At 60.8% G+C, this 21,526-nt stretch carries 20 protein-coding genes; all 20 read left to right on the plus strand.

Going from position 1 to position 21,526, the window contains the following annotated elements:
* Positions 1–35 precede the first annotated feature (35 nt).
* The 20 genes from VSX42_RS03090 to rplO all read left to right on the plus strand — a co-directional run bounded on the left by VSX42_RS03090 (position 36) and on the right by rplO (position 21,517).
* A complete protein-coding gene (locus VSX42_RS03090; RefSeq protein ID WP_326502906.1) occupies positions 36–1,082 on the plus strand; it encodes an iron-siderophore ABC transporter substrate-binding protein in 1,047 nt (348 codons plus the stop codon).
* 13 nt (positions 1,083–1,095) lie between these two features.
* Positions 1,096–3,360 carry a hypothetical protein gene (locus tag VSX42_RS03095; protein ID WP_326502907.1) on the plus strand — a complete coding sequence of 755 codons (2,265 nt, stop codon included), beginning with the start codon at positions 1,096–1,098 and terminating at the stop codon, positions 3,358–3,360.
* Between the two features lie 15 nt (positions 3,361–3,375).
* On the plus strand, positions 3,376–4,323 hold the full coding sequence (locus tag VSX42_RS03100) for a plasmid partitioning protein (RefSeq protein ID WP_326502908.1): 948 nt from the start codon (positions 3,376–3,378) through the stop codon (positions 4,321–4,323).
* A 97-nt stretch (positions 4,324–4,420) separates the two neighbouring features.
* Entirely contained in the window at positions 4,421–5,443 is a 1,023-nt protein-coding gene (locus tag VSX42_RS03105; RefSeq protein ID WP_326502909.1) for an iron ABC transporter permease, read from the plus strand.
* Positions 5,440–6,510: a FecCD family ABC transporter permease gene (locus VSX42_RS03110; protein ID WP_326502910.1), complete on the plus strand. Its 1,071-nt coding sequence runs from the start codon at positions 5,440–5,442 to the stop codon at positions 6,508–6,510. The genes VSX42_RS03105 and VSX42_RS03110 overlap by 4 nt, the downstream gene beginning before the upstream one ends.
* Before the next feature lie 2 nt (positions 6,511–6,512).
* Positions 6,513–7,310, plus strand: coding sequence for an ABC transporter ATP-binding protein (locus tag VSX42_RS03115; RefSeq protein ID WP_326502911.1), 798 nt, complete (start codon positions 6,513–6,515; stop codon positions 7,308–7,310).
* Positions 7,310–8,566 (plus strand): enterochelin esterase domain-containing protein, encoded by a 1,257-nt coding sequence (locus VSX42_RS03120; protein ID WP_326502912.1) that lies wholly within the window; start codon positions 7,310–7,312, stop codon positions 8,564–8,566. Before VSX42_RS03115 ends, VSX42_RS03120 begins: the two co-directional genes overlap by 1 nt.
* Positions 8,567–8,578: 12 nt before the next feature.
* Complete coding sequence (locus VSX42_RS03125; RefSeq protein ID WP_326502913.1) at positions 8,579–10,285, plus strand: (2,3-dihydroxybenzoyl)adenylate synthase; 1,707 nt, start codon at positions 8,579–8,581, stop codon at positions 10,283–10,285.
* Between the two features lie 15 nt (positions 10,286–10,300).
* On the plus strand, positions 10,301–10,528 hold the full coding sequence (locus tag VSX42_RS03130) for a phosphopantetheine-binding protein (RefSeq protein WP_326502914.1): 228 nt from the start codon (positions 10,301–10,303) through the stop codon (positions 10,526–10,528).
* A 15-nt stretch (positions 10,529–10,543) separates the two neighbouring features.
* A complete protein-coding gene (locus VSX42_RS03135; RefSeq protein WP_326502915.1) occupies positions 10,544–14,587 on the plus strand; it encodes an amino acid adenylation domain-containing protein in 4,044 nt (1,347 codons plus the stop codon).
* Between the two features lie 149 nt (positions 14,588–14,736).
* Positions 14,737–16,959, plus strand: a complete 2,223-nt coding sequence (locus VSX42_RS03140) for a hypothetical protein (RefSeq protein WP_326502916.1) — start codon at positions 14,737–14,739, stop codon at positions 16,957–16,959.
* Positions 16,960–17,488: 529 nt separating this feature from the next.
* Positions 17,489–17,860: a 50S ribosomal protein L14 gene (gene rplN / locus VSX42_RS03145; RefSeq protein ID WP_135013742.1), complete on the plus strand. Its 372-nt coding sequence runs from the start codon at positions 17,489–17,491 to the stop codon at positions 17,858–17,860.
* A 3-nt stretch (positions 17,861–17,863) separates the two neighbouring features.
* On the plus strand, positions 17,864–18,199 hold the full coding sequence (gene rplX / locus VSX42_RS03150; RefSeq protein WP_185174282.1) for a 50S ribosomal protein L24: 336 nt from the start codon (positions 17,864–17,866) through the stop codon (positions 18,197–18,199).
* A complete protein-coding gene (gene rplE / locus VSX42_RS03155; RefSeq protein WP_135013744.1) occupies positions 18,199–18,759 on the plus strand; it encodes a 50S ribosomal protein L5 in 561 nt (186 codons plus the stop codon). The genes rplX and rplE overlap by 1 nt, the downstream gene beginning before the upstream one ends.
* Positions 18,760–18,827: 68 nt before the next feature.
* Entirely contained in the window at positions 18,828–19,226 is a 399-nt protein-coding gene (rpsH, locus tag VSX42_RS03160; RefSeq protein WP_135013745.1) for a 30S ribosomal protein S8, read from the plus strand.
* 24 nt (positions 19,227–19,250) lie between these two features.
* On the plus strand, positions 19,251–19,787 hold the full coding sequence (rplF, locus tag VSX42_RS03165; RefSeq protein ID WP_326502917.1) for a 50S ribosomal protein L6: 537 nt from the start codon (positions 19,251–19,253) through the stop codon (positions 19,785–19,787).
* 2 nt (positions 19,788–19,789) lie between these two features.
* Positions 19,790–20,149 (plus strand): 50S ribosomal protein L18, encoded by a 360-nt coding sequence (gene rplR, locus VSX42_RS03170; RefSeq protein WP_135013747.1) that lies wholly within the window; start codon positions 19,790–19,792, stop codon positions 20,147–20,149.
* The gene (rpsE, locus tag VSX42_RS03175) at positions 20,149–20,853 is read left to right on the plus strand and encodes a 30S ribosomal protein S5 (protein ID WP_326502918.1); all 705 of its coding nucleotides are present in this window, start codon (positions 20,149–20,151) and stop codon (positions 20,851–20,853) included. Before rplR ends, rpsE begins: the two co-directional genes overlap by 1 nt.
* A complete protein-coding gene (gene rpmD, locus VSX42_RS03180; RefSeq protein WP_326502919.1) occupies positions 20,853–21,062 on the plus strand; it encodes a 50S ribosomal protein L30 in 210 nt (69 codons plus the stop codon). The genes rpsE and rpmD overlap by 1 nt, the downstream gene beginning before the upstream one ends.
* Before the next feature lie 2 nt (positions 21,063–21,064).
* Positions 21,065–21,517, plus strand: a complete 453-nt coding sequence (gene rplO / locus VSX42_RS03185; RefSeq protein WP_135013750.1) for a 50S ribosomal protein L15 — start codon at positions 21,065–21,067, stop codon at positions 21,515–21,517.
* Positions 21,518–21,526: the final 9 nt, after the last annotated feature.

A 21,526-nucleotide genomic window follows, 5' to 3' on the forward strand; every position in this document is an offset into this window, starting at 1 on the left:
TAGGTATTGTTTACTTTTTACAAAGGACAGTCTGCATGCACACCTCACCTCGCCTCACTCAGCACGTGCCCCTGGTGCTCGGGCGCCGTGCCGCCCTCCTGCTGCCTTTCACTGTGGGTCTGACGTTGACAGCCTGCGGTGGGGGAGAGACAACCGAATCCGCTACTCCTAGCGGTGAGACCCGCGTCGTCACCGATGTGGAAGACAAAGAGGTGACGGTACCCGTTAGCCCCCAACGGGTGATTACACTGTCTGAGCCCACCCTGGATGCTGCCCTTGCCCTAGGTGTTACCCCAGTGGGAACTGTTGCAGGCCGCGGGCAGTCCAGGGTTCCCAACTACCTGGCTGAGAAGGTCGGCGATGTGCCCCTGCTGGGCACTGTCTCCCAGCTTGACTATGAGGCGATTGGTGCAACAGAACCTGACCTGATTCTGGTTGACGGCACCAGTGTCAATAATCGCCCCGACGTGCTGGAAATCCTCAACCAGATTGCACCCGTTGTCTTTACGGGTTACGCCGGAGGTCCCTGGGAACTGAACTTCGACAATGTTGCCGAAGCGCTCAATCGGGCAGAGGAAGGCGCCAAGGTTAAGTCTGACTATGAGGCGCTGATAACAGAAACCGCTGCAGCCCTAGCCGAGAACTACTCCGATAAAACTTTCTCTATCGTGCGCTGGCAGGGCAGCGGTCCCTCACTGATTCTCAAGGAGCTACCTGCCGGGCAGGTGCTGGAAGACCTGGGGCTTGCCCGTCCTGCCAGCCAGGACCGGTTAGGGCGCGGCCACTCCGAACCCGTTTCCCTGGAAAACCTGGCAACCATCGACGCCGATTACATGTTCCTCGGAACCCTGGGAGGCGCCAGCCAGGAGAACCCCAACTCGGACTCCACAGCAGACCTCGCCGGTGCCGCCGAAGCCCTCAAACGGGCCGAACAGACCTCCGGCTTCACTGACCTGCAAGCCTATAAAGACGACCACATCATCCTGGTTGACGGCTCCCAATGGACCTCAACAGGTGGCCCCCTGCTCCTGCAGGGCATCGTCACCGACGTGAAAAAAGCTCTTCTCGACTCAGCCCAGTAAGGACGCCACCACCATGACACACACCGGCACCCAAACCTCTACCTCCAAGACCTCGCCTGCCCGCTACGCAGCTGTGGTAGCTCTTGCCGCCGCCTTGCTGGCAGCACCTGCCCTGCCCGCCTACGACCTGCCCGCCCTGCACGCCGCTGAGGCAAGCGCAGAAACAGCCTCTGCCAAGAAAACCGTGGAGGTTTCCTCCTTCCTTAACGAAGATGGGACTGTCACCATCACCGGTAGCGGTTGGACCTCCTCCGCCGAGGGACGCGGCGCTGTGGTTGCCTTCAAATGGGACGGGGGAGCGGTCATCAACAAGGAGCTACCCGCTGACCCGCTCACCGGTGAACCCCGCACCGATGAACGTTTTCGGAACGTTAACTTCTACACCATTGCCAACCCTGATGGCACTTTTGAGATCACAGCTGAGCTGCCCTCTGAAGCCAATAGCAATGCCAGTGATGCAGACTGGGCAGCCGGTAGTGAGCACAAGCTCACCGCCCTTGCCGGTTCCCTAGCTGAGGGAGACTCGGCGGGTAACTCGACCGCGAGCTTCACCGTCCCCAACGGCACTGCCGATGATATAGAAACCTGGCCCCTGCTGGAGGCTGAGGGCGCAACCGTGCGGATTCAGCCCTTTGAGACGGGGGAGGACGCCAAACTTCGCCTCATCGGTGAAGGCTGGACCCACAGCAAACAGGGTGGCTCCACTGTCTCCATCAAGCTCGAATACCTGGACGGCGACACCGTACGCCAGTACGAACGCACCGACTCCGCTATTAGCGACTACCTGACCTCCAAGGGCCGGGCAGCAGATTCCACTAGCTGGGTGCTCCTTATGCCCGAGGCAGACCGTGTCCAGGAGAATCAGGGACTCTACACCATCGGCGAGGACGGTAGCTTCGACATCACTGTGGATGCCCCCGAGGGACTTAAAAATGCTGCTACCGGCGACTACCTGGCTGTCTTTGCCCAGTCCGGCCGCAACGCGGATGGGGATACCTCCCGCAGCGCTCGCTCAACCCCCGTACCCATCAACGGCGTGGCAGGCAGCCTTCCCGAAAAAGAGGATGATGGTACCGTCTGCACCACCGATGTCAGTACCCCCACCATGCGCATCGCCAATCCCACTGTTGCAAGGGGCGAAAAACTGCACCTGATCGGCAGCGGCTGGTGCAATACCGATAACACTCGTGCTACCACCATCGCCGTCAAAATTGATGAGGGCAAAATTTCGCATCTGGCAGCCAACGCCGTGCACTCCAATCGCACCATCTGGGCGATTATCAAACCTGACCCCGCTACCGGCGAGGTTGACTACTACCTGGACCTACCAGATGGTACCGACGGCACCAGTGCACCTGCCCTGGGGGAGGGCGCCCACTCATTGCGCCTACTCTCCGGCTCTCTCAACGCCGGGGACCGCTCCGTTACCTACGGCGGTGTAGGTGTTCTTGACTTCACCATTGGTCAGTATTCACCCAATGCGTTGCCTGATACCGTCAGCGACTCTGACCTTTCCGACTCAGCTCGTAACGGGGTAGAGGTAACTCGTGTAGGGCAGGAGGTTACTGTACGCGTCCCGGGCGGTCAGCCCGGCCAGTGGGTTATCGCCACCCCCTACCTGAGTGGCTCTGTACGCTCCGCCTACGGTTCAGGCTGGAAACAGCTAGATAGTAACCGCTCTCTCAGCTACACTCTGCCGGATACCATGGCAGGCGGTAGCTACAAACTCGTTGTCCAGAACGGCGAACAGGGCGCTGTGAGCGACCTATTGGGCTGGGCGCCCCTCACTGTTGAAACTGTGAGTTCGCTTCAGAACATAGCTGCTGGCGTTACACAGAACGCTTTGCCAGCTCCTTATAGGCAAGATGCACAGACAAATCCTTCTACCAGCCAAACTGTGCAGGTCCCCTACACCGCGCCCGCTACTGTCACTAACACAGTTCGTCGTATAGCCGGGCAAGCACCTGTGACCGCCCTTTCCCAGGCGACAGCTGCTCAGATAGATTCAGGTCATAAGACAACCCCTAGTGCAGAAGAGCCTACTGCCTCAGCCAACACAACCTCTAATGCCGCTTCAAATGAACCCTCCCCAACAGGGGACACAGCAAGTTCTAACCCCCTGACTACCGCTAGAGAAGCGGAAGAAAGTGCAAGCAGCTGGGTATCGCAGACCCTCACCCCCAATAACCTGCTTCTGGTAGGAGCCGCAGGAATTGTCCTAGCCCTTGCTCTCACCTCCAAAAAATCTGCCGCCAAACCCAAAAAACACTCAGCCTAAAACCAGGAGAATACAGTGCACACCCTCACCCTCCGCGCCTGGATACTTAGCTTCACAGGTATCTTTACCCTACTTCTGTTTACTCTCGCACCAGCCCTGGCACTGCCACCAGGAGGCGCCGCCACCTCCAACACCCCGGGCACACACTCCAGCGTCTCACCAACGAGTCTTAAAGCCGGTGATACCCTCAGCTTCACCCTTACAGGATTCCCCGCCAATGAGCAGGTTTACATCAAAATCGATGACGGGAACGCCTGCCCCTCTGACGCTGCCCAGGGTGCCTGCGTTGTCCACCAGCAGAAAAGTGATGCTAACGGCAACGTCAACGGATCCTTTGTACTACCTACCGACCTTGCCGAGGGGGAGCACACTCTACGCTTTCTGGCAACAGAAATCAAAAGAGACTCATCCGGCAACCAAATTGGTACATCAGGCTACTCTAACCAGAGCCCCGTCTTCACCATCACCGGCGTAAATGCCGACTCCCAGGGGGCTAGCTACACCAACGTAGATTCAGCAATCATCAACCAAATCGAGCAGGACGTGGCCAATAACTCTGCCGGTGATTCCGCCGATGAGCCCGGAGCGACCGTCGTTGTCGAAAATGAGAGAGAAGTCTACCTGGATGCTTCAGGCAATGAGATCAGCAAAGAAGAATACGATGCTCTAGTAGCAGCCGCCCACACCAACCAGACTTCCACCGGGGCCAAGAACGGTACCGAGAACGCGGCAGAAAGCACCGCCTCAGCCAGCGCCAGCCAGCAGACCAAGAACAGTGCCTCTGCTACTGCCACAGCCAGCACACAAGCTTCAGCTACTGCGTCCGCCAGCCAGGAAGACGGCGTTACCACCGAAGCAGCCTCCGGCGACAGGCAAAGCAACGTTCCCTGGGTCGGAATCGTAGCCTTTGCCGCTGCCCTGGTAGCTGCCGGAATTATCGTCTGGCGCCGCCGCTCCGCCTAGCCCCACCACTCTATCCGGCGGGCAGCCTATTATAGGCACCCGCCGGATACCCACGCCCACATCCCCTACACACCCACCAGCGACCCCGGAGTAGACCGTGCCCAACCCGCCCGTCAGAGACAGCGCCCGCACCCGGCGCCGCCTACTCTGGCTTGTCCTCTTCGCGCTCCTGGCAGTTACTGCCCTGGTGCTCTCCATTCGCTTCGGCTCCAACCCCATCCCCGGACACCAGGTCTGGGCGGCACTCGCCGGTGGGGCAGATTCCGGCGTGAACACCATCATCTGGGACCAGCGCCTACCCCGCACCACCCTGGGCGCCCTCTGTGGTGCGTCCCTTGCCGTAGCCGGCTCCCTGATGCAGTCTCTTACCCGCAACCCTCTGGCAGAACCCGGGCTACTCGGCATCAATGCCGGAGCCTCCGTTGCCGTGGTCTTCTCGGTCATCCTTTTTGGGGTTATCGGTATAGCGGGCTACATGGCAGCGGCCTCCATCGGTGCAGCGATCACTTGTATTGCCGTCTACCTACTCGGACGCGGAAAAAGCGGTTCCATGGTCAAACTCGCGCTCGCAGGTGTTGCTATCTCCGCTGCTCTCTCATCGGTCAACCAGGCACTGATTCTCGCTAACGCTGATGCCTACAACGAGTTCCGCTTCTGGGCAGCAGGCTCCCTCGAAGCCCGAACCTTTGACACCGTACTCGCCGTCTTCCCCATCATGCTTCTGGGTCTGGCGCTCGCCGCCTGGGTCTGCCCCGCTATCAACGCCCTGGGCGCCGGTGAAGAAGCTGCCATAGCCCTGGGTATTAACCTTAAACGTACCCAGTTGCTCACCCTGCTCGCTGTCACCCTACTCGCCGGTACTACTACCGCAGCTATAGGACCCATCTCCTTCGTCGGCCTCGCCGTTCCTTTCATCGTGCGGGCCCTACTCGGTAATGACGTTCGCTGGGTTACCACCGGCTCCTTCATCCTAGGGCCTGCCTGGCTCCTGGGAGCAGACGTCTTCGCTCGCACCATCATCGCCCCCGAAGAAACCCACGTTGGTATCATCGCAACCCTGGTCGGTGCGCCCCTCTTTGTTGCCCTCATGGCCCGCAGGAAGGTAGTAGCTCTCTCATGACAACCTACCGTAGCCTCCCGCCCCTCAGCATTACCCGTGACCTCGCTGGTCGCCGCTGCCTCACCCTTTGGGCAGGAATCCGTGCCCAAGTTCCCCTGCGACTCACCGCCTACAATCTCACCATCATCGCCCTCATCGTCACGCTTGGAATCTGGGCTATGACTCGGGGCGACTACCCCCTTACACCCACCCAGGTCGTGCAGGCTATCTTTGGCGAAGGCACCAAACTCGGCATCTACTTCGTTACCGAAGTGCGTGCCCCGCGCATCATAGCCGCCCTGCTCGTCGGCGCAGCCCTTGGGCTTTCCGGCTCCATCTTCCAAACCATCTCCGGAAATGCCCTCGGATCTCCAGATATCATCGGCTTCACCTACGGGGCAGCCACCGGAGCCCTCATCAGCATTATTGCCTTCAACGCAGGCCCCACCGGCATAGCTGTCGGCGCGGTTACCGGTGGACTTGCTATCTCCCTTCTGGTCTATCTCCTCACCCGCCACACCGGTCTCCAAGGCTTCCGCCTCGTCCTCATCGGCATTGGGGTGGGCTCCACTCTCTCCGCCGTCAACTCCCTACTGGTCGTCCGTGCCTCCCTCACCCAGGCACAAACCGCTGCCAGCTGGCTGGCAGGCTCCCTCAACACCATGAACTGGGCTAAAACCGGCAGCCTCGCCCTTGCGCTCCTCATTCTCTTACCCCTCCTGCTTGCCATAGCACGCCCCCTCACCTCTCTCCGCTTCGGTGACGCCGTCTCCGCAGGTCTGGGCGTTCGAGTCAGTTCTCTGCGTATCGGCTCCCTCTTTATCGGTGTCCTCCTTGTCTCCCTCGCCACCGCCACCACAGGCCCTCTCGCCTTCGTTGCGCTCGCCGCCCCCCACATTGCCAAAACCATCACCCGAGCCAGCGGCACAGCCCTTGGCTCTTCCGCCCTCACAGGTGCCCTCCTGGTACTCAGCTCAGACCTCATCGGCCAGTATGCCCTACCCACCACCCTGCAGGTCGGCGTCGTCACCGGTGCCCTCGGCGGCATTTACCTCATCTACCTCATCGCCACAGAACGGAAAAACTAGCCATGAAATCTACGACGAGACTCACCGCCCACGGTATTACCGTCGGCTATGGTGACCGTAAGGTGCTAGACACCATAGACTTCTCCCTGCTCGAAGGCGAACTTACCGTTATCCTCGGCCCTAACGCCTGTGGAAAATCCACCCTGCTCAAGGCGCTTGCCCGCGTCAATCCTGTACGCACCGGAGAAATCAGGCTCGATGGCAGGCCTCTACCCGGCATGAAGTCCAAGGACATCGCCAAAATCCTTGCCATGCTCCCACAAACTCCCGATGCACCCTCCGGCGTCACCGTCGCGGACGTTGTCGCCCGCGGCCGCTACCCCCACCAGTCCCTACTGCGTTCTTGGAGCCCCGAGGACGATGCCGCCTGCACCGAGGCAATGACCGCCGCCAACGTCCTAGAACTTGCCGACCGCCCCATCGAGGCCCTCTCCGGCGGCCAGCGCCAGCGCGTCTGGATCGCCATGACCCTTGCCCAGCAGACCCCGCTGATTCTGCTGGATGAACCCACCACCTACCTGGATATTACCCACCAGCTAGAGGTACTCAACCTCACCCGAAAGCTCCACCGTGCCGGGCACACCGTTGCCGTGGTGCTGCACGACCTCAACCTCGCCTTCCGCTACGCCACCCATGTGGTGCTCATGAAAGATGGTGAGATTCTTGCCCAGGGGCGCCCGGCGGACATCGTGACCGAGGAGATTATCCGGCAGGTCTTTGACGTGGATTCCAAGATTATTGCCGACCCCTGCTCCGGCACACCCCTGGTGATTCCCCGCGTTGAAGAGGACGCGCTCTAATGGCTACCGAACACCTGCAAGCCCAGCTACTGCGCACCCCACCCAAGATCTCGCGCCCCACGCCCGCCCCGCGCACCTGCTCCTATGGGCTAAGTCAGCTACGGGCGCGCTACCGGGGACAGGAACTAGAAGGGGCTATCAAAGCCTGGGCAGAAAAAGGAACGCCCGTTCTTGAAACGGTGGACGGCGATGGAAACCTCCTGTCTGCCAACCAGCGCACCGTCACCTTCCTCTGGCACGACGCTGGTGCCGAAGAGGTGCTTATCTTCGTCAACCGCCTCACCGACGAAAAGAACCTCGCCAGCTCCCTGCTAGAGAACATCGACGGAACCGACTACTGGGCCATCAGCTACCGCATGGCAACAACCTGGCGTGCTTCCTACTGCTTTATACCCGCCTACCCTGGACGCCCCCGCCCTTGGATGGACGCTGATAACCAGGTGCAGCTGCGCGCCGCCCTGGACGCAGGCTTTGGTGACCCCGCCAACCCCGCCACCTGTCTCAACCGGGCGGGCACCGTCATGGGGCTGGTTGCTTTACCCGACGCCCCACCCCAGCCCTACAGCCTGGACGCTACCACCTGCCAAAGCCAGGAGCCAGCGCGCTGGCTTACCCACGGTGAACGCACCTACACCGTGCATGCCCTGGGGCAGAGCAAAAGCCCCCTGCCCACCGTCATTTTCTTTGACGGCGAGGTCTGGGAGGCTATGGGGCTACCCGCCTCCCTGACAGCGGCCCACCGGGACGGCATACTTCCCGACCTTCAAGCAGTTTTCCTGTACTCCGGTGGGCGTCTAACCCGCTGGGCGGAGCTGGACGGCAGCGCCCCGGTTGCCGACTACCTGGCAGATGACCTGCTCCCAGCACTGCGCACCCGGGGGGAACTGGCAGAAACCACCGGGGTTACCCTGGTGGGGCAGTCGCTGGGCGGGCTCTCTGCCCTGCTTGCCAGTGTCCACCGCCCGGAGGTCTTTACCTCCGTCATCTCGTCCTCCGCCTCGCTCTGGCAACCGGTCCTTGCCAATGCCCTCACCGCGCTGGCTAAGACAGGCGACCAGCAACGACTTGCCCACCTGCACTGGCAGATTGAGGTGGGCGAACAGGAATGGGTGCTTCTCCCCCCGCACGAAGAACTGCGAGCGCAACTGGCAGACTTCCCCCTCAAACTGACCTACAGCATCTACAACGGCGGCCATGATTACGCCTGCTGGCGCGGCTCCATCATTGACGCCCTAGCCCGTCTTCGTACCCGCTAGAAAGGAGAAACCGTGCTCACCTACAGTTCCCAACGCACACCTCTTGAATCAACCCCGCTCATTCCTGAAGCCTTTGCTGCTCGCTACCGTGAACTCGGCTACTGGGTGGAGGAAACTATCCCGGACTTCTTACTTTCTGCCTGCCGTAGTCATGCAGACAGGCAGGGACTAGTAGCACTTGCACACTCTCTGCCGGGGAAGGACGGTAAACCCGGGCAAGTGCGCTGGACCTATGGTGAACTAGCCCGCTATGCTACCGCCGCTGCTCGCAGGCTCAGTGAGGCCGGTGTGGGTCCTGGCGACCGGGTGTTGCTCCAGCTCCCCAATACCGCTGAGTACCTGGTCTACCTGCTGGGTATTTTTTGGGCGGGTGCCCTGCCGGTCTTCTGCCTACCGCAGCACCGGCAGAAGGAACTGGCGCATTTTGCACGGCGGACCGACGCGGCAGCCCACGTTTTCTCGACGGCTACCGGTGGCGCTGATTTTGCTGCTCTCTATGAAACCTATGCCGGTGAGCTGGTGGGGGAGGGGCTGGCACCTCCGGTGGCGGTGGACGCTGCCGAACCCCTGGAACCGGTAGAGCAGCCCCTGGGGGCTCCCGCTGCCGTCGTACGCACCGGGGAGTCTGACCGACCCAGCGAACAGGTTGCCTTCCTGCAGCTCTCCGGTGGCACCACCGGGGTGTCCAAGCTGATTCCCCGCACCCACGCCGCCTACCTCTACTCGGTGCGGGAGTCCGCCCGTATCTGCGGGCTGACCGAAGATACCCGCATGCTGGTGGTGCTCCCCGCCGCCCACAACTTCACCATGAGCTCGCCGGGTATTTTGGGTGCCTTCCATGCGGGTGCCTCCCTGGTCTTTGCCGCTGATCCTAGCCCGCAGACCGCCTTTAGCCTCATTGAAGCGGAGCAGGTCACCTTTGCCGCCCTGGTGCCCCCGCTTGCCCAGGCATGGATAGCCTCCGCCGAGCGTCGAGCCCCCAACCTTGCCAGCCTTACCACCGTGCAGGTGGGCGGCGCTAAACTCCTGCCCGCCGTCGCTGCCCGTATCAAACCGGTCCTGGGCGCCCACCTCCAACAGGTTTTCGGTATGGCAGAGGGGCTGGTGAACTACACCCGCGCCGGTGACCCCCAAAAAATCGTGCTGACCACCCAGGGAACCCCCATCAGCCCCGACGATGAGATCCGCGTGGTGGACGACTACGACCGCGATGTACCTGAGGGTCAGAGCGGGCACTTACTCACCCGCGGCCCCTACACGATTCGGGGCTACTACCGGGAGGACCGCGCCAACCGGGACGGATTCACCGAGGACGGCTTCTACCGCACCGGAGACATTGTGAAGGTACACCCCGGCGGGCACATCGAAGTGACCGGCAGAGCAAAGGACCAAATTAACCGCAACGGCGAAAAAATAGCCGTGGATGAGATTGAAGACCTGGCGCTAACCCACCCCGGTATTCACGACGCTGTTGCCCTGGGTATTCCTGATGAGACGGTGGGGGAGCGCGTCGCCCTGGTGGTTGTTCCAGCCCCCGGCACTAGCTTTACCAACCCCCGCAGAGAACTGCACGACTTCTTCACCGCCGCCGGTCTTGCCGCCTACAAGATACCTGAGCGGGTGGAGGTTTACTCGAGCCTGCCGGTCACCAACATCGGCAAAATATCGCGCCGGGAACTGCGCGAGCAGCTACTCACCCACCTAAAAAAACAGCCCTAACCCAAGGAGAAACCCATGATTGCAGAAGCAACCCTGCGCCCCATTCTTGCCCGCTACATCAGCGAGGCGGACTCCCTGCAGGAGGCATTTGCCAACCCCGAGACTGACCTCTTTACCCTGGGGCTGGACTCCATGGCTGCCTTTGCCCTGCTCGATGATCTCGCCGCCGAAGGCTACAGCGTCGAGTTCACCGACCTCATCGCCAACCCCACCGTCAGCTTCCTCACCGGCTCAGCCCGCTAACGGAAAGGCTCCACCGTGCCCCTGCCCCTCACTTCTAGTGCCCGCGGTATCTTCTTCGCCCAGCAGCTTGACCCCGCCAACTCCTGCTACAACACGGCAGAGATTCTAGAGGCCGGGGCGGACGTTGACCCTGTGCTCATGCGTAAGGCACTGGAACAGGTCTACGCTGAGAACGAGGGGCTGCGGGTGCGTAGCTATGCAGATGGTGCACAGCCCGTGTGGGAGGTACTGGACCCGGAGGATTTTAGGAACCTGAACCCTGCCTTCCCGGAGGCTGTGCTGACGGGGCAGGGAAACCAGGAGCCTGCAGGGCAGGGACTACCTACCATCGTGCGTGCCTGGGCTGAGGAACTCACCGCCCTGCCCCTGGACCTGTCTACCGGGCAGACCGTACGCTCAGCCTATGTGCGCTGGGGCGGGCGGCTCTGGTTCTACCACGGGGTGCACCACCTGGTGGCAGACGGCTTTGCCGCCTTCAATGCCCTGGGCAGGGTAGCTGCGCTCTACCGCCAGCTGGCGGCGGGGCAGGAGGTAAGCACCCAGCCCCGTGCCACCCTGGCAGAGCTGGTGGAGGCGGACGCCCAGAACACCGAGCTAGCCCAGGGGCAGGAAGCCAGCTGGCAGGAGCAGACCCTGCCGCCCCAGGTGCTGGCAACCCTCATCGCTGAGGAAGCAGATAGTACCTCCCCGCTGGTGCTTTCCCAGCCGGATACCTCCCTGGCGGGCAGAACAGCCCAGCCCTCCCCGCGCGCCCACCGCCGTTCCCTGCCGATTAGCCCCGACCTTCAAACCCGCCTACTGGCCGCCGCCCAAGCCTACGGCGTGCACTGGCCCCACCTTTTTACCGCCGCCACCGGCTCCTACCTCGCGCGAATGAGCGGCAAACCCTACGCCCAGTGCGGTCTGCCCCAGATGAACCGGCTCCTGCCCGGTAGCCAGCGCCCCTACGGCGCGGTTGCCGCCCGCACCGCTTGCACCGCCGTCAACGTCCTACCGGTAGCTGTGCCGGGCACCGGGCTCATTGCCGATGCACTCAGTGCGGTCTCTAGCCAGTTCACCCGCAACCAGAACCTCGCCCTCACCCGCCACGAAACCCTAGAGCGCCACGCCGAGCAGGCCGGCGGCAGACTCTTTGGCGCCCACATCAATGTGGTGCCCTTCGACGCGGTGCTCCCCCTGGGGGAGAGCACCGCTACCATTCACAACATCTCCGCCGGGCCCGTGGCAGACATGACCTTTTGCGCTCGCGGAATCCCAGGGCGCGGCAACCCCATCAGCCTGGAAGTGGACGGCAACCCCGCCCTCTACACCGGGCAGGAGGTCGCTGACCACTGCCTGCGCCTGCTCACCTGGCTCGAAAAATGGGCGCAGGAGGCAGCTTGTGGGCAGGACGCTACCCTGGACGCCCTGGGTACCGCTACTGACGCAGAGCTAGCAGCCCTGGAAAGGCTCAACCGCACCGAACACCCGGTAGAGTACGCCACCCTGCTGAGTCGCTTTAGGGAGCAGGTAGAAAAAACCCCGGACGCTCTTGCCCTGCTGGCGCCGGCTGAATCAAACGGCGCTATAGACAGGGAGCAGGAAGCGGCACCGGACTTCTCTGTGCACCTGACCTACCGCCAGCTCGATGAACGCGCCCGCCAGCTGGCAGGCACTCTACTGACAGAGGGGCTGGAACCCGGTGCCAGGGTGGGTCTGCGGGCTGAACGGGGTAGCGCCCAGTTTGAGCTACTCTACGCCCTGCTCTATGCCGGGGCGGTCTATGTGCCGCTCTCCCCGGAGCTCCCCGATACCCGAATCGGATCAATGGTGCAGGATGCAAACATCAGCCTGATTCTCAACGGCCCCGGCATTGAATCGCTTGCCGAAGAAACCGGTGCCCGTCAGCTGGCCTGGGAGGAGCTAAGCACCCGCCCCGCCAGCCTGCAAGAAGCGGGTGCCTACCCCGGTGCCAGCACTGCGCTGGATGATACCGCCTACGTTCTCTTCACCTCCGGCTCTACCGGTAGACCCAAGGGTGTTGCCGTCAGCCACCGTGCCCTGGATAACCGCCTACGCTGGCAGCAGTCGCAGATACCGGTGGGTGAGGGTGACCGGGTACTCCACAAGACCGCTATCTCCTTTGATGTGCATGTCTGGGAACTTTATTGGCCCCTGCAGGAGGGCGCGGCGGTGGTGGTTGCCGCCCCCGGAGGGCACCGAGACCCCGCCTACCTAGCCCGGGTCCTTGTCGAGCAAGCCATTACCTGCCTGCATTTTGTACCCACCATGCTCTCTGCCTTCCTCACCAGCCCTGCCGCCCGCCGTCAGCTCAGCGGGCAGAACCTGGCACTGCGCTACCTGGTCTGTAGTGGCGAAGCCCTGCACAGTGAGCAGGTGTCAGGCTGCCACCGCCTCACCGGCGTCTACCCGCTTAACCTCTATGGCCCCACCGAGGCAGCCATCGACGTCACCTACTGGGACACCGCCCACCAGCCCGACCGTAGCCCGGTCCCCATCGGCTACCCAGTCTGGAACACCACCCTGCATATCCTAGACCGTGCCGGGCACCCCCTACCCGCCGGAACACCCGGTGAACTTTATTTAGGCGGGGTACAACTTGCCCAGGGCTATGAGAACAATCCCGAGGCTAATGCCCGTGCCTTCCACACCATTCGGTGCCAGCGGCTCTACCGCACCGGCGACATCGCCAGCCTGAACCCGGACGGCACCCTCGCCTACCGGGGGCGTACCGACCACCAGGTCAAGATCCGCGGCCAACGTCTAGAACTGGGTGATATCGATACCGTCCTCGCCGCCCTTCCTGGGGTAAGTTCGGCTGTTACTCTAGCCCTACCGGCTCCCGGCGGAGAGCTACGTCTTGCTGGATTCCTCGAAACAGCCCAGCCCGAAGAGGACGCCGTGAAGCTTGCCCGTGAAGCCTGCGCTTCCTCGCTACCAGATTACATGGTGCCCACCCTCTGGGCGGTCTACCCCGCCTTTCCCCTGGGCACCAGTGGCAAGGCAGATAGGAAAGTACTCGCCAGCCACCCCTTTACTGCTGAACCAGGTGAGCAGGACGCCCCCACCAGCCTACGCGTCCAGGAACTCTGCCAGGTTTTTGCCGAAGCCCTCAACCTCGCAGAGTACGGGGCAGACCTCAACTTCTTTGACGCCGGTGGCAACTCCCTTGCAGCCCTCCGCCTGGTTGCCCTGCTCGATACCAGGCTGGGTCTAGAGTGCAGCCTGGCTAAAGTCTTTACCGCCCCCGCCCCCAGTCTGCTTGCCCATCAGCTCACAGACGACACCCGGAGTGAGACAGCGCCCCTGCTCACCCTGCGTGAGCACCGGGCACCGGACGCCCCCGCCTACCTCTTCCTCCCACCCGCCGGCGGCCTGGGCTGGTGCTATGCCCCCTACCTCGCCCACCTGCCAGAGACCAGCGGTGTCTATACCCTCCAAGCAGAACAGTTCGACAGCCCAGATACCCCCTGGCCCGGTACCCTCAATGAACTGGCACGCACCTACGCCGATCATTGTGAGCACCTACCCACCCGCACCCTTGTTCTCCTGGGCTGGTCCGTGGGTGGTACCGCTGCACCCCTGCTCACCGCAGAACTCACCAGCCGGGGCTTCACCGTCCTCCAAACCGTACTGCTCGACGCCTACCCACCCGTCCAATGGCAGGGGTTACCGGAACCCAGCGAGGCAGAGACCTACCGCGCCCTGGTGCGCATGGCGGGGATAGAACCCGAAACAGACCCGGATCTACCCGGTGCCCTTACTCTCCTGCGCGGTAGCGGTTCGGCGCTCGCCGCCCTGGATGAGCGGCACCTTGCCACCCTCATTGCCTCCATGCGGGCTTCTGCCACCATGATGAGGAACGCCGAGATCAGCCCTGTTTCAAGTCCTCTGCTCTCTGTGAGCGTGCCCCACCCGGAGCAACCGACGCTGGACGTCGCTGCCTGGGAGCCCCTTGCGTCAGCAGGATTTACAAGCGTCGAGATAGCCGGGGCTCACCCGGATCTGGTGCGGGCTGAAAGGCTCGGAGAGTTTATACGAAACATCGTCAGTAAATAAGATAAGAAAAAGTTTCGTAATAGGCGGTGTTTTCTTGATATTAAGGGTTACTTAACTGGATAATCAGTGATGGCACACAAAAAGGTTAAAGGCCTCCCACGCTGAGGTCTGGAGCCGTGACACACCTAATTCTCTAAGGAAGTAGTTCCATGACTATCCCCGCCTCCCCGAAGACCAAGCGTTTCGCCGCTGTAGCAGGCACCGCCGCCATCCTCGCCAGTGGCTTCACCGCAGTCCCCGCGGCTTTCGCCGCCGAAACCGCAGACTCCACCGGTGACGCCTGCATGTACCGCCCCGTCTCTGTCACCGCCACCCAGACCCAGGGCCTACCCGGCCAGTACATGGGTGGCTACTCCGCCAAGAACAACGTCCTGTGGGCAACCAGCTCCAGCGGTCGTCCGCCCATCATGACCTCCACCCTTGCCAAGATCGACCCCGCCACCATGCAGGTGCTCAACACCGTTGGTCTTAACACCGCAGACTACTCACCCCGCGGCTGGGACCAGGAAACCCCCGCAGGTAAGCAGGTCGCAGGTGCCTACGGCGTGGGCGTGGATGACGTCAACAACCTGGTCTGGGTGACCAACACCCGCACCAACTCTGTTACCGCCTTCGATCAGACCACCATGAAGAAGGTCTTCTCCACCCTGGATCAGCCCGAGGGTGAGCGCGTGGAAATCCCCCACCCCCGCGAGGTGCGCATTGCTAACGGCAAGGTGTTCGTTGGTGTGCAGGGTGGCCTGGTGGTCTTTGACGCTGCCACCCAGGACTACATCACCACCGTTGCCTTCTCTGAGGCAGACGGCCGTAAGACCTCTGTCATGAACTTCGCGCTGGATGAGGCTAATGGCCTGGGTTACTTCCCCACCTTTGGCACCAACCAGCTCACCGTGGTTGACCTCAACACACTGCAGATCAAAACCGACATCACCGTAACTCTTCAGGGTAATGATGACACCGTGGGCCTGGTACCCTCAGACGTCACCTTCGATAACTCCCTCAACGAGCTCTACGTTTCTAGCCAGGGTACCGACGGCAAGAACGCTGGTGTAGGTATCTACGACAAGACCACCGGCGCCTTCAAGAAGTTCATTGACTTCGGCACCCAGGGCCTGGCAATCACCTCGGATGAAGACCAGGATCTGGTCTACGCCACCGACTACAAGACTGGCGCCTACTACGTCATCGATGGGCGCACCCACAACATCGCAGCAACCGTCAACCGTACCCAGGGCGACGGCATGGGCGGTAATGACGTGATTGTCACCCCGCACGGCGTCTTTGGTCTGGGACGTTCCTCTGTGTATGAGAACGTAGAGGTTCCCTTCACCCTTGACTACAAGACCGGCCAGTACAAGACCAGTTCCACCGAGATTAAGGGTCTGGTTAACAAAGCAGAACAGGGTCAGCCCGCCAACTGGGTCGAGGCGGATCCCACCCCCATCAACGCCAACGTCATCACCAAGTTCACTGCTGTGGCGGGTGAGGCAGTAGCCGTGGCTCCGACCGTAGGTGATGAGGTCATCAACTCCTTCGAGGGGGAGGCGAAGGACGGCGCCAAGCTGGTTATCACCAATGTCACCGAGGGTGGCACCATGACGCTCACCGGCACCGGCTTCAAGCACCCCGACGGCACCGGTTCTGTACTGGGCGTCCTGCTCGACGACCGCGGCACCTCCTACAAGGACCAGGAGGGTGGCGTATCTGCCACCATTGAGGCAGACGCAGACGGTAACTTCTCTGTTACCCTGCCCGTACCCACCGCTGAGAACGCAAACCAGGCATGGGTAGAGGGCTCAGCTCACCGCGTCCGCGTGCTCTCCGGTTCCCTCAAGGACGGCGATACCGCCCGCACCCTGCCCATCGAGGTGACTGTTGCGGCTGCACCGGCAGGCTCCTGCGAAGCTCCCACTTCCGTCTCTGTAGACCCCACTCTGGTTGCTTTCCAGGGCTACGGCACCTTTGTTGACTCGGCAACCGGTCTGGATATTGTGGAGCCCACCCCTGCTCCCACCGAGCCTGTAGTTCCTGCTCCCACCGAGCCTATAGTTCCCGCTCCCACCGCTGAGCCGACTTCCTCTGCCGCCCCCACTGCTGCACCTAGCTCAGCTCCCTCAGCTGACGCCAGCGAGAGTGCTGCTCCCAGCGCCTCAGCAGATGACAAGGGCTCTAAGGACGCCGCCCCCAGCGCTTCTGCCTCATCTAGCGATGCTGCAGTAGCTAACAACGGTGGAAGCACCGGCTCCAGCAACGCAACCTCCGGCAAGAAGAGCCTTGCCCACACCGGCGCTAGTGTAGCTGCCCTCCTTGGTGTTGGCGCTGCTGCCCTTGCCATCGGTGGCGTGATGGTAGCCCGCCGCCGCCAGGCATAGGCAGGTTCTATCGCCGCACCACCACCACCGGAACTGATGCCGGGATAGGGGAGCGGGGGGTATACAAACAAATGGGTGGTTTTAGACCCCGATTATTGTTTGTGGGGCCACCTTCGGGGGTTTTGGGGGCGGGGTTTTAACCAACCTTTGGCTTTGTTACCCCCCCGCTTTTCTGCTTGCTGGCACCGGGGTGTCTGTGCCCCGAAACACCTGCTATTCCGCAGAAGAGAGTGACTAAGCACTCTGTTTTTGATCAAATCCCTATGGTAGAGTTATAGGTCTGTGCGAGATATCTTCCCGCACAACCACGGATTTTTTCGTGCCACAACATAATGCCGCTATACCGCGGGGTTCGCCCGCTCCATGCGGGTCTAGATGTTCGGGGCATGACCAAATCCCAGGCGTGTCCGCCAACTCTCCTCGAAATCATCGGTGGTAGAGACCGGCGCGTCAACATCCCGTAGAAATGTTCCGCAAGGCTGGCTCACAAAATACCGTGTGTCGGAACCGGCGAGACGACAGGAGAAATATGATTCAGCAGGAGTCACGACTCAAGGTTGCTGACAACACCGGTGCGAAGGAAATCCTGACCATCCGTGTTCTCGGTGGCTCAAAGCGTCGTTACGCAGGCATTGGCGACATCATCGTCGCAACCGTCAAGGATGCAATCCCCGGCGGTACCGTAAAGAAGGGCGACGTTGTTAAGGCAGTAGTCGTCCGCACCAAGAAGGAAGTTCGTCGTCCCGACGGCTCCTACATCAAGTTCGACGAGAACTCAGCAGTAATTCTCAAGAACACCGATGGTGACCCCCGTGGCACCCGTATCTTCGGACCTGTTGGCCGCGAACTGCGCGACAAGAAGTTCATGAAGATCATTTCACTTGCTCCGGAGGTGCTCTAACTCATGGCTAAAATCAAGTCTGGCGACCTGGTACAGGTTATTTCAGGTGCAGATAAGGGTAAGCAGGGCAAGGTTCTGAAGGTATTCCCCAAGACCGAGCGCGTGCTGGTTGAAGGCGTTAAGATCGTCACCAAGCACAACAAGGCTAACCCCATGACCGGCGAAGCTGGCGGCATCGAAAAGGTTGAGGCACCGATTCACGTTTCAAACGTTGCAATCGTTGATCCCGAGACCAAGAAGCCGACCCGCGTTGGTTACCGCCTCGAGACCGTAGAGCGCAATGGCAAGGAACGCACCGTTCGCGTTCGCGTTGCCAAGAGCTCGGGTAAGGACATCTAATGACCGAAGCAAAGATTACCCCTCGTTTCAAGACTAAGTTCAACGAAGTAGTCACCCCCGCCCTGCAGGAAGAGTTCAAGTACGAGAACGTCATGCAGGCACCGAAGATCGTTAAGGTCGTCGTTAACATGGGTGTTGGTGAAGCTGCTAAGGACGCGAAGCTCATGGATGGTGCTATCCGCGACCTCACCGCTATCACCGGTCAGAAGCCGCTCGTTACCCGCGCAAAGAAGTCCATCGCACAGTTCAAGCTGCGTGAAGGTCAGCCTATCGGCGCACACGTCACCCTCCGTGGCGATCGCATGTGGGAATTCCTCGACCGCCTCGTCACCCTGGCACTTCCCCGTATCCGCGATTTCCGCGGCCTCTCGGACCGCCAGTTCGACGGTAACGGTAACTACACCTTCGGTCTGACCGAACAGTCCATGTTCCACGAAATCGATCAGGACTCAATCGATCGCGTACGTGGTATGGACATTACCGTAGTAACCACCGCAAAGACCGACGATGAAGGCCGTGCGCTTCTGAAGGCACTCGGCTTCCCGTTCAAGACCCAGTAACGACTACGTTATAGGTCCGCACCGAGATCACGGTGAGGAAACCATAACGAGGAAGGGCTCAGCCCACCATGACTATGACAGATCCTGTCGCAGATATGCTGACCCGTTTGCGCAACGCAAACTCAGCACATCACGACACCGTGTCAATGCCTTACTCCAAGCTCAAGGCTCGCATCGCCGAGATCCTCAAGGCTGAAGGCTACATCGCTGACTTCAAGGAAGAGGAAGCAAAGGTCGGTAAGACCCTCACCCTCGAACTGAAGTTCGGCCCCTCACGTGAGCGCTCCATTGTAGGCGTTCGCCGCATTTCCAAGCCGGGTCTGCGTGTATACGCAAAGTCCACCAACCTGCCCCAGGTACACGGTGGCCTCGGCATCGCAATCCTGTCAACCTCTTCAGGTCTGCTCACTGACAAGCAGGCTGCGAAGAAGGGTGTTGGCGGCGAAGTCGTCGCTTACATCTGGTAGTCGGTAGAAGAGAAAGGAAGAAGAATGTCACGTATTGGACGTCTCCCCATCTCGGTTCCTGCCGGCGTTGAGGTAAAGATTGACGGCAACGTAGTTGCTGTTAAGGGTTCAAAGGGCGAGCTGACCCACGAGGTTGCTGCTCCCATCACCGTTGCACTCGAAGACGGTGTTGTCACCGTTTCCCGCCCGAACGATGAGCGTGCATCACGTTCACTGCACGGCCTGACCCGCACCCTGATTCAGAACATGATCATCGGTGTTACCGAGGGCTACTCCAAGAAGCTCGAAATCGTTGGTACCGGTTACCGCGTAACCGCTAAGGGTTCCGACCTCGAGTTCGCACTTGGCTACTCACACCCCATCACCATCGAAGCACCCGAGGGTATCACCTTCGCTGTTGAGGGCGCTAACAAGCTGACCGTTTCCGGTATCAACAAGCAGCAGGTAGGCCAGGTAGCCGCTAACATCCGCGGTCTGCGCAAGCCCGATCCCTACAAGGGTAAGGGTGTTCGCTACGAAGGCGAGCAGATCCGTCGCAAGGTCGGAAAGGCTGGTAAGTAACAATGGCTGTAAAGACTAAGTCAGCACAGCGCGCACGCCGTCACGCACGCGTCCGCAAGTACGTTTCAGGCACCGCAGCACGCCCCCGCCTGTCCGTCACCCGCTCAGCTCGTCACATGTTTGTTCAGGTCATCGATGACACCAAGGGTCTGACCCTGGCATCAGCTTCCACCATGGAAGCAGACCTGCGCGCAGCAGAGCTGGACAAGACCGCTAAGGCAAAGCGCGTTGGCGAACTCGTTGCCGAGCGTGCCAAGGCAGCAGGCATCGAAGCAGTTGTCTTCGACCGCGGTGGTAACAAGTACCACGGCCGTGTCGCAGCAGTTGCAGAAGGCGCACGCGAAGGAGGTCTGGCACTCTAATGAGCGAGCAGACTGTAAACGAAAAGGAAACTCAGGTGACTGAAGCAACCGCAGAAGCTACCGCTGAAACCTCCGAGAAGCGCGAAGCCCGCCGTAACGAGCGCGGCGAACGCCGCGACAACCGCGGTGAGCGCCGCAACAACCGCGGTGAGCGCCGCAACAACCGCGGCCGCGAAGAAGAGAAGGACAAGTTCATCGAGCGCGTTGTCACCATCAACCGCGTCTCCAAGGTCGTCAAGGGTGGTCGTCGCTTCAGCTTCACCGCACTCGTCGTCGTTGGTGACGGTAACGGTATGGTTGGCGTTGGCTACGGCAAGGCGAAGGAAGTTCCCGCAGCTATCTCCAAGGGTGTTGAAGAAGCAAAGAAGAACTTCTTCCGCGTACCCCGCGTTGACGGCCGCACCATTCCTCACCGCGTTCAGGGCGAAGCAGCCGCAGGCGTAGTTATGCTCCGCCCCGCTACCGCTGGTACCGGTGTTATCGCTGGTGGTCCCGTCCGTGCCGTACTTGAGGCAGCAGGCATCCACGATGTTCTGTCCAAGTCACTCGGTTCATCGAACCAGATTAACATTGTCCACGCGACCATCGAAGCACTGCGTCAGCTCGAAGAGCCCGTAGCAGTTGCTGCACGCCGTGGTCTTCCCCAGGACGAGGTTATCCCCGGCTTCCTGCGTGTCGCTCAGTCTGAAAAGGCAGGTGCGTAATGACCGGTAAGCGTATTCAGCCCAGCGATGCAAAGCTGGAAATCACCCAGATCAAGTCCTACGTCGGTGAAAAGCAGAATATGCGCGACACCCTCCGTTCCCTGGGCCTCAAGCGCCCCGGCAACAAGGTTGTTCGCGTTGCTGACCCCGTCACCTGCGGCATGATCAACACCGTAGCTCACCTGGTTCAGGTTGAGGAGGTCAAGTAAAGATGGCAAACAACGACGCTATCAAGATTCACGATCTGCGCCCGGCTCCGGGTGCCCACAAGGCTAAGACCCGCGTAGGCCGCGGTGAAGGCTCAAAGGGTAAGACCGCAGGTCGCGGTACCAAGGGTACCAAGGCACGTTACCAGGTTCGCGCCGGCTTTGAAGGTGGTCAGCTTCCGCTGCACATGCGCCTTCCCAAGCTGCGCGGCTTCAAGAACCCCTTCCGCACCGAGTACCAGGTTGTTAACCTGGACCGCATCGCGGAACTGTTCCCCGAGGGCGGCGACATCACTGTTGACGCTCTGGTAGCAGCTGGCGCAGTTCGCAAGAACGAACTGGTCAAGGTTCTCGGTACCGGCGAAATCTCAGCAGCCTACAACGTAACCGTTGACAAGGTTTCTGAGTCAGCTAAGGCCAAGATTGAGGCTGCTGGCGGTTCTGTAACCGTCAAGTAGTTCCATGAC

This window comes from Rothia nasimurium (assembly GCF_035916755.1).
Taxonomy (GTDB): Bacteria; Actinomycetota; Actinomycetes; order Actinomycetales; family Micrococcaceae; genus Rothia.

Bases quoted from the DNA above. Each gene is read 5' to 3' on its own strand.
- VSX42_RS03090 (WP_326502906.1), top strand. From the start codon at position 36: ATGCACACCTCACCTCGCCTCACTCAGCACGTGCCCCTGGTGCTCGGG.
- VSX42_RS03095 (WP_326502907.1), top strand. From the start codon at position 1,096: ATGACACACACCGGCACCCAAACCTCTACCTCCAAGACCTCGCCTGCC.
- VSX42_RS03110 (WP_326502910.1), top strand. From the start codon at position 5,440: ATGACAACCTACCGTAGCCTCCCGCCCCTCAGCATTACCCGTGACCTC.
- VSX42_RS03115 (WP_326502911.1), top strand. From the start codon at position 6,513: ATGAAATCTACGACGAGACTCACCGCCCACGGTATTACCGTCGGCTAT.
- VSX42_RS03120 (WP_326502912.1), top strand. From the start codon at position 7,310: ATGGCTACCGAACACCTGCAAGCCCAGCTACTGCGCACCCCACCCAAG.
- VSX42_RS03130 (WP_326502914.1), top strand. From the start codon at position 10,301: ATGATTGCAGAAGCAACCCTGCGCCCCATTCTTGCCCGCTACATCAGC.
- VSX42_RS03140 (WP_326502916.1), top strand. From the start codon at position 14,737: ATGACTATCCCCGCCTCCCCGAAGACCAAGCGTTTCGCCGCTGTAGCA.
- rplN (WP_135013742.1), top strand. From the start codon at position 17,489: ATGATTCAGCAGGAGTCACGACTCAAGGTTGCTGACAACACCGGTGCG.
- rplX (WP_185174282.1), top strand. From the start codon at position 17,864: ATGGCTAAAATCAAGTCTGGCGACCTGGTACAGGTTATTTCAGGTGCA.
- rplE (WP_135013744.1), top strand. From the start codon at position 18,199: ATGACCGAAGCAAAGATTACCCCTCGTTTCAAGACTAAGTTCAACGAA.
- rpsH (WP_135013745.1), top strand. From the start codon at position 18,828: ATGACTATGACAGATCCTGTCGCAGATATGCTGACCCGTTTGCGCAAC.
- rplF (WP_326502917.1), top strand. From the start codon at position 19,251: ATGTCACGTATTGGACGTCTCCCCATCTCGGTTCCTGCCGGCGTTGAG.
- rplR (WP_135013747.1), top strand. From the start codon at position 19,790: ATGGCTGTAAAGACTAAGTCAGCACAGCGCGCACGCCGTCACGCACGC.
- rpsE (WP_326502918.1), top strand. From the start codon at position 20,149: ATGAGCGAGCAGACTGTAAACGAAAAGGAAACTCAGGTGACTGAAGCA.
- rpmD (WP_326502919.1), top strand. From the start codon at position 20,853: ATGACCGGTAAGCGTATTCAGCCCAGCGATGCAAAGCTGGAAATCACC.
- rplO (WP_135013750.1), top strand. From the start codon at position 21,065: ATGGCAAACAACGACGCTATCAAGATTCACGATCTGCGCCCGGCTCCG.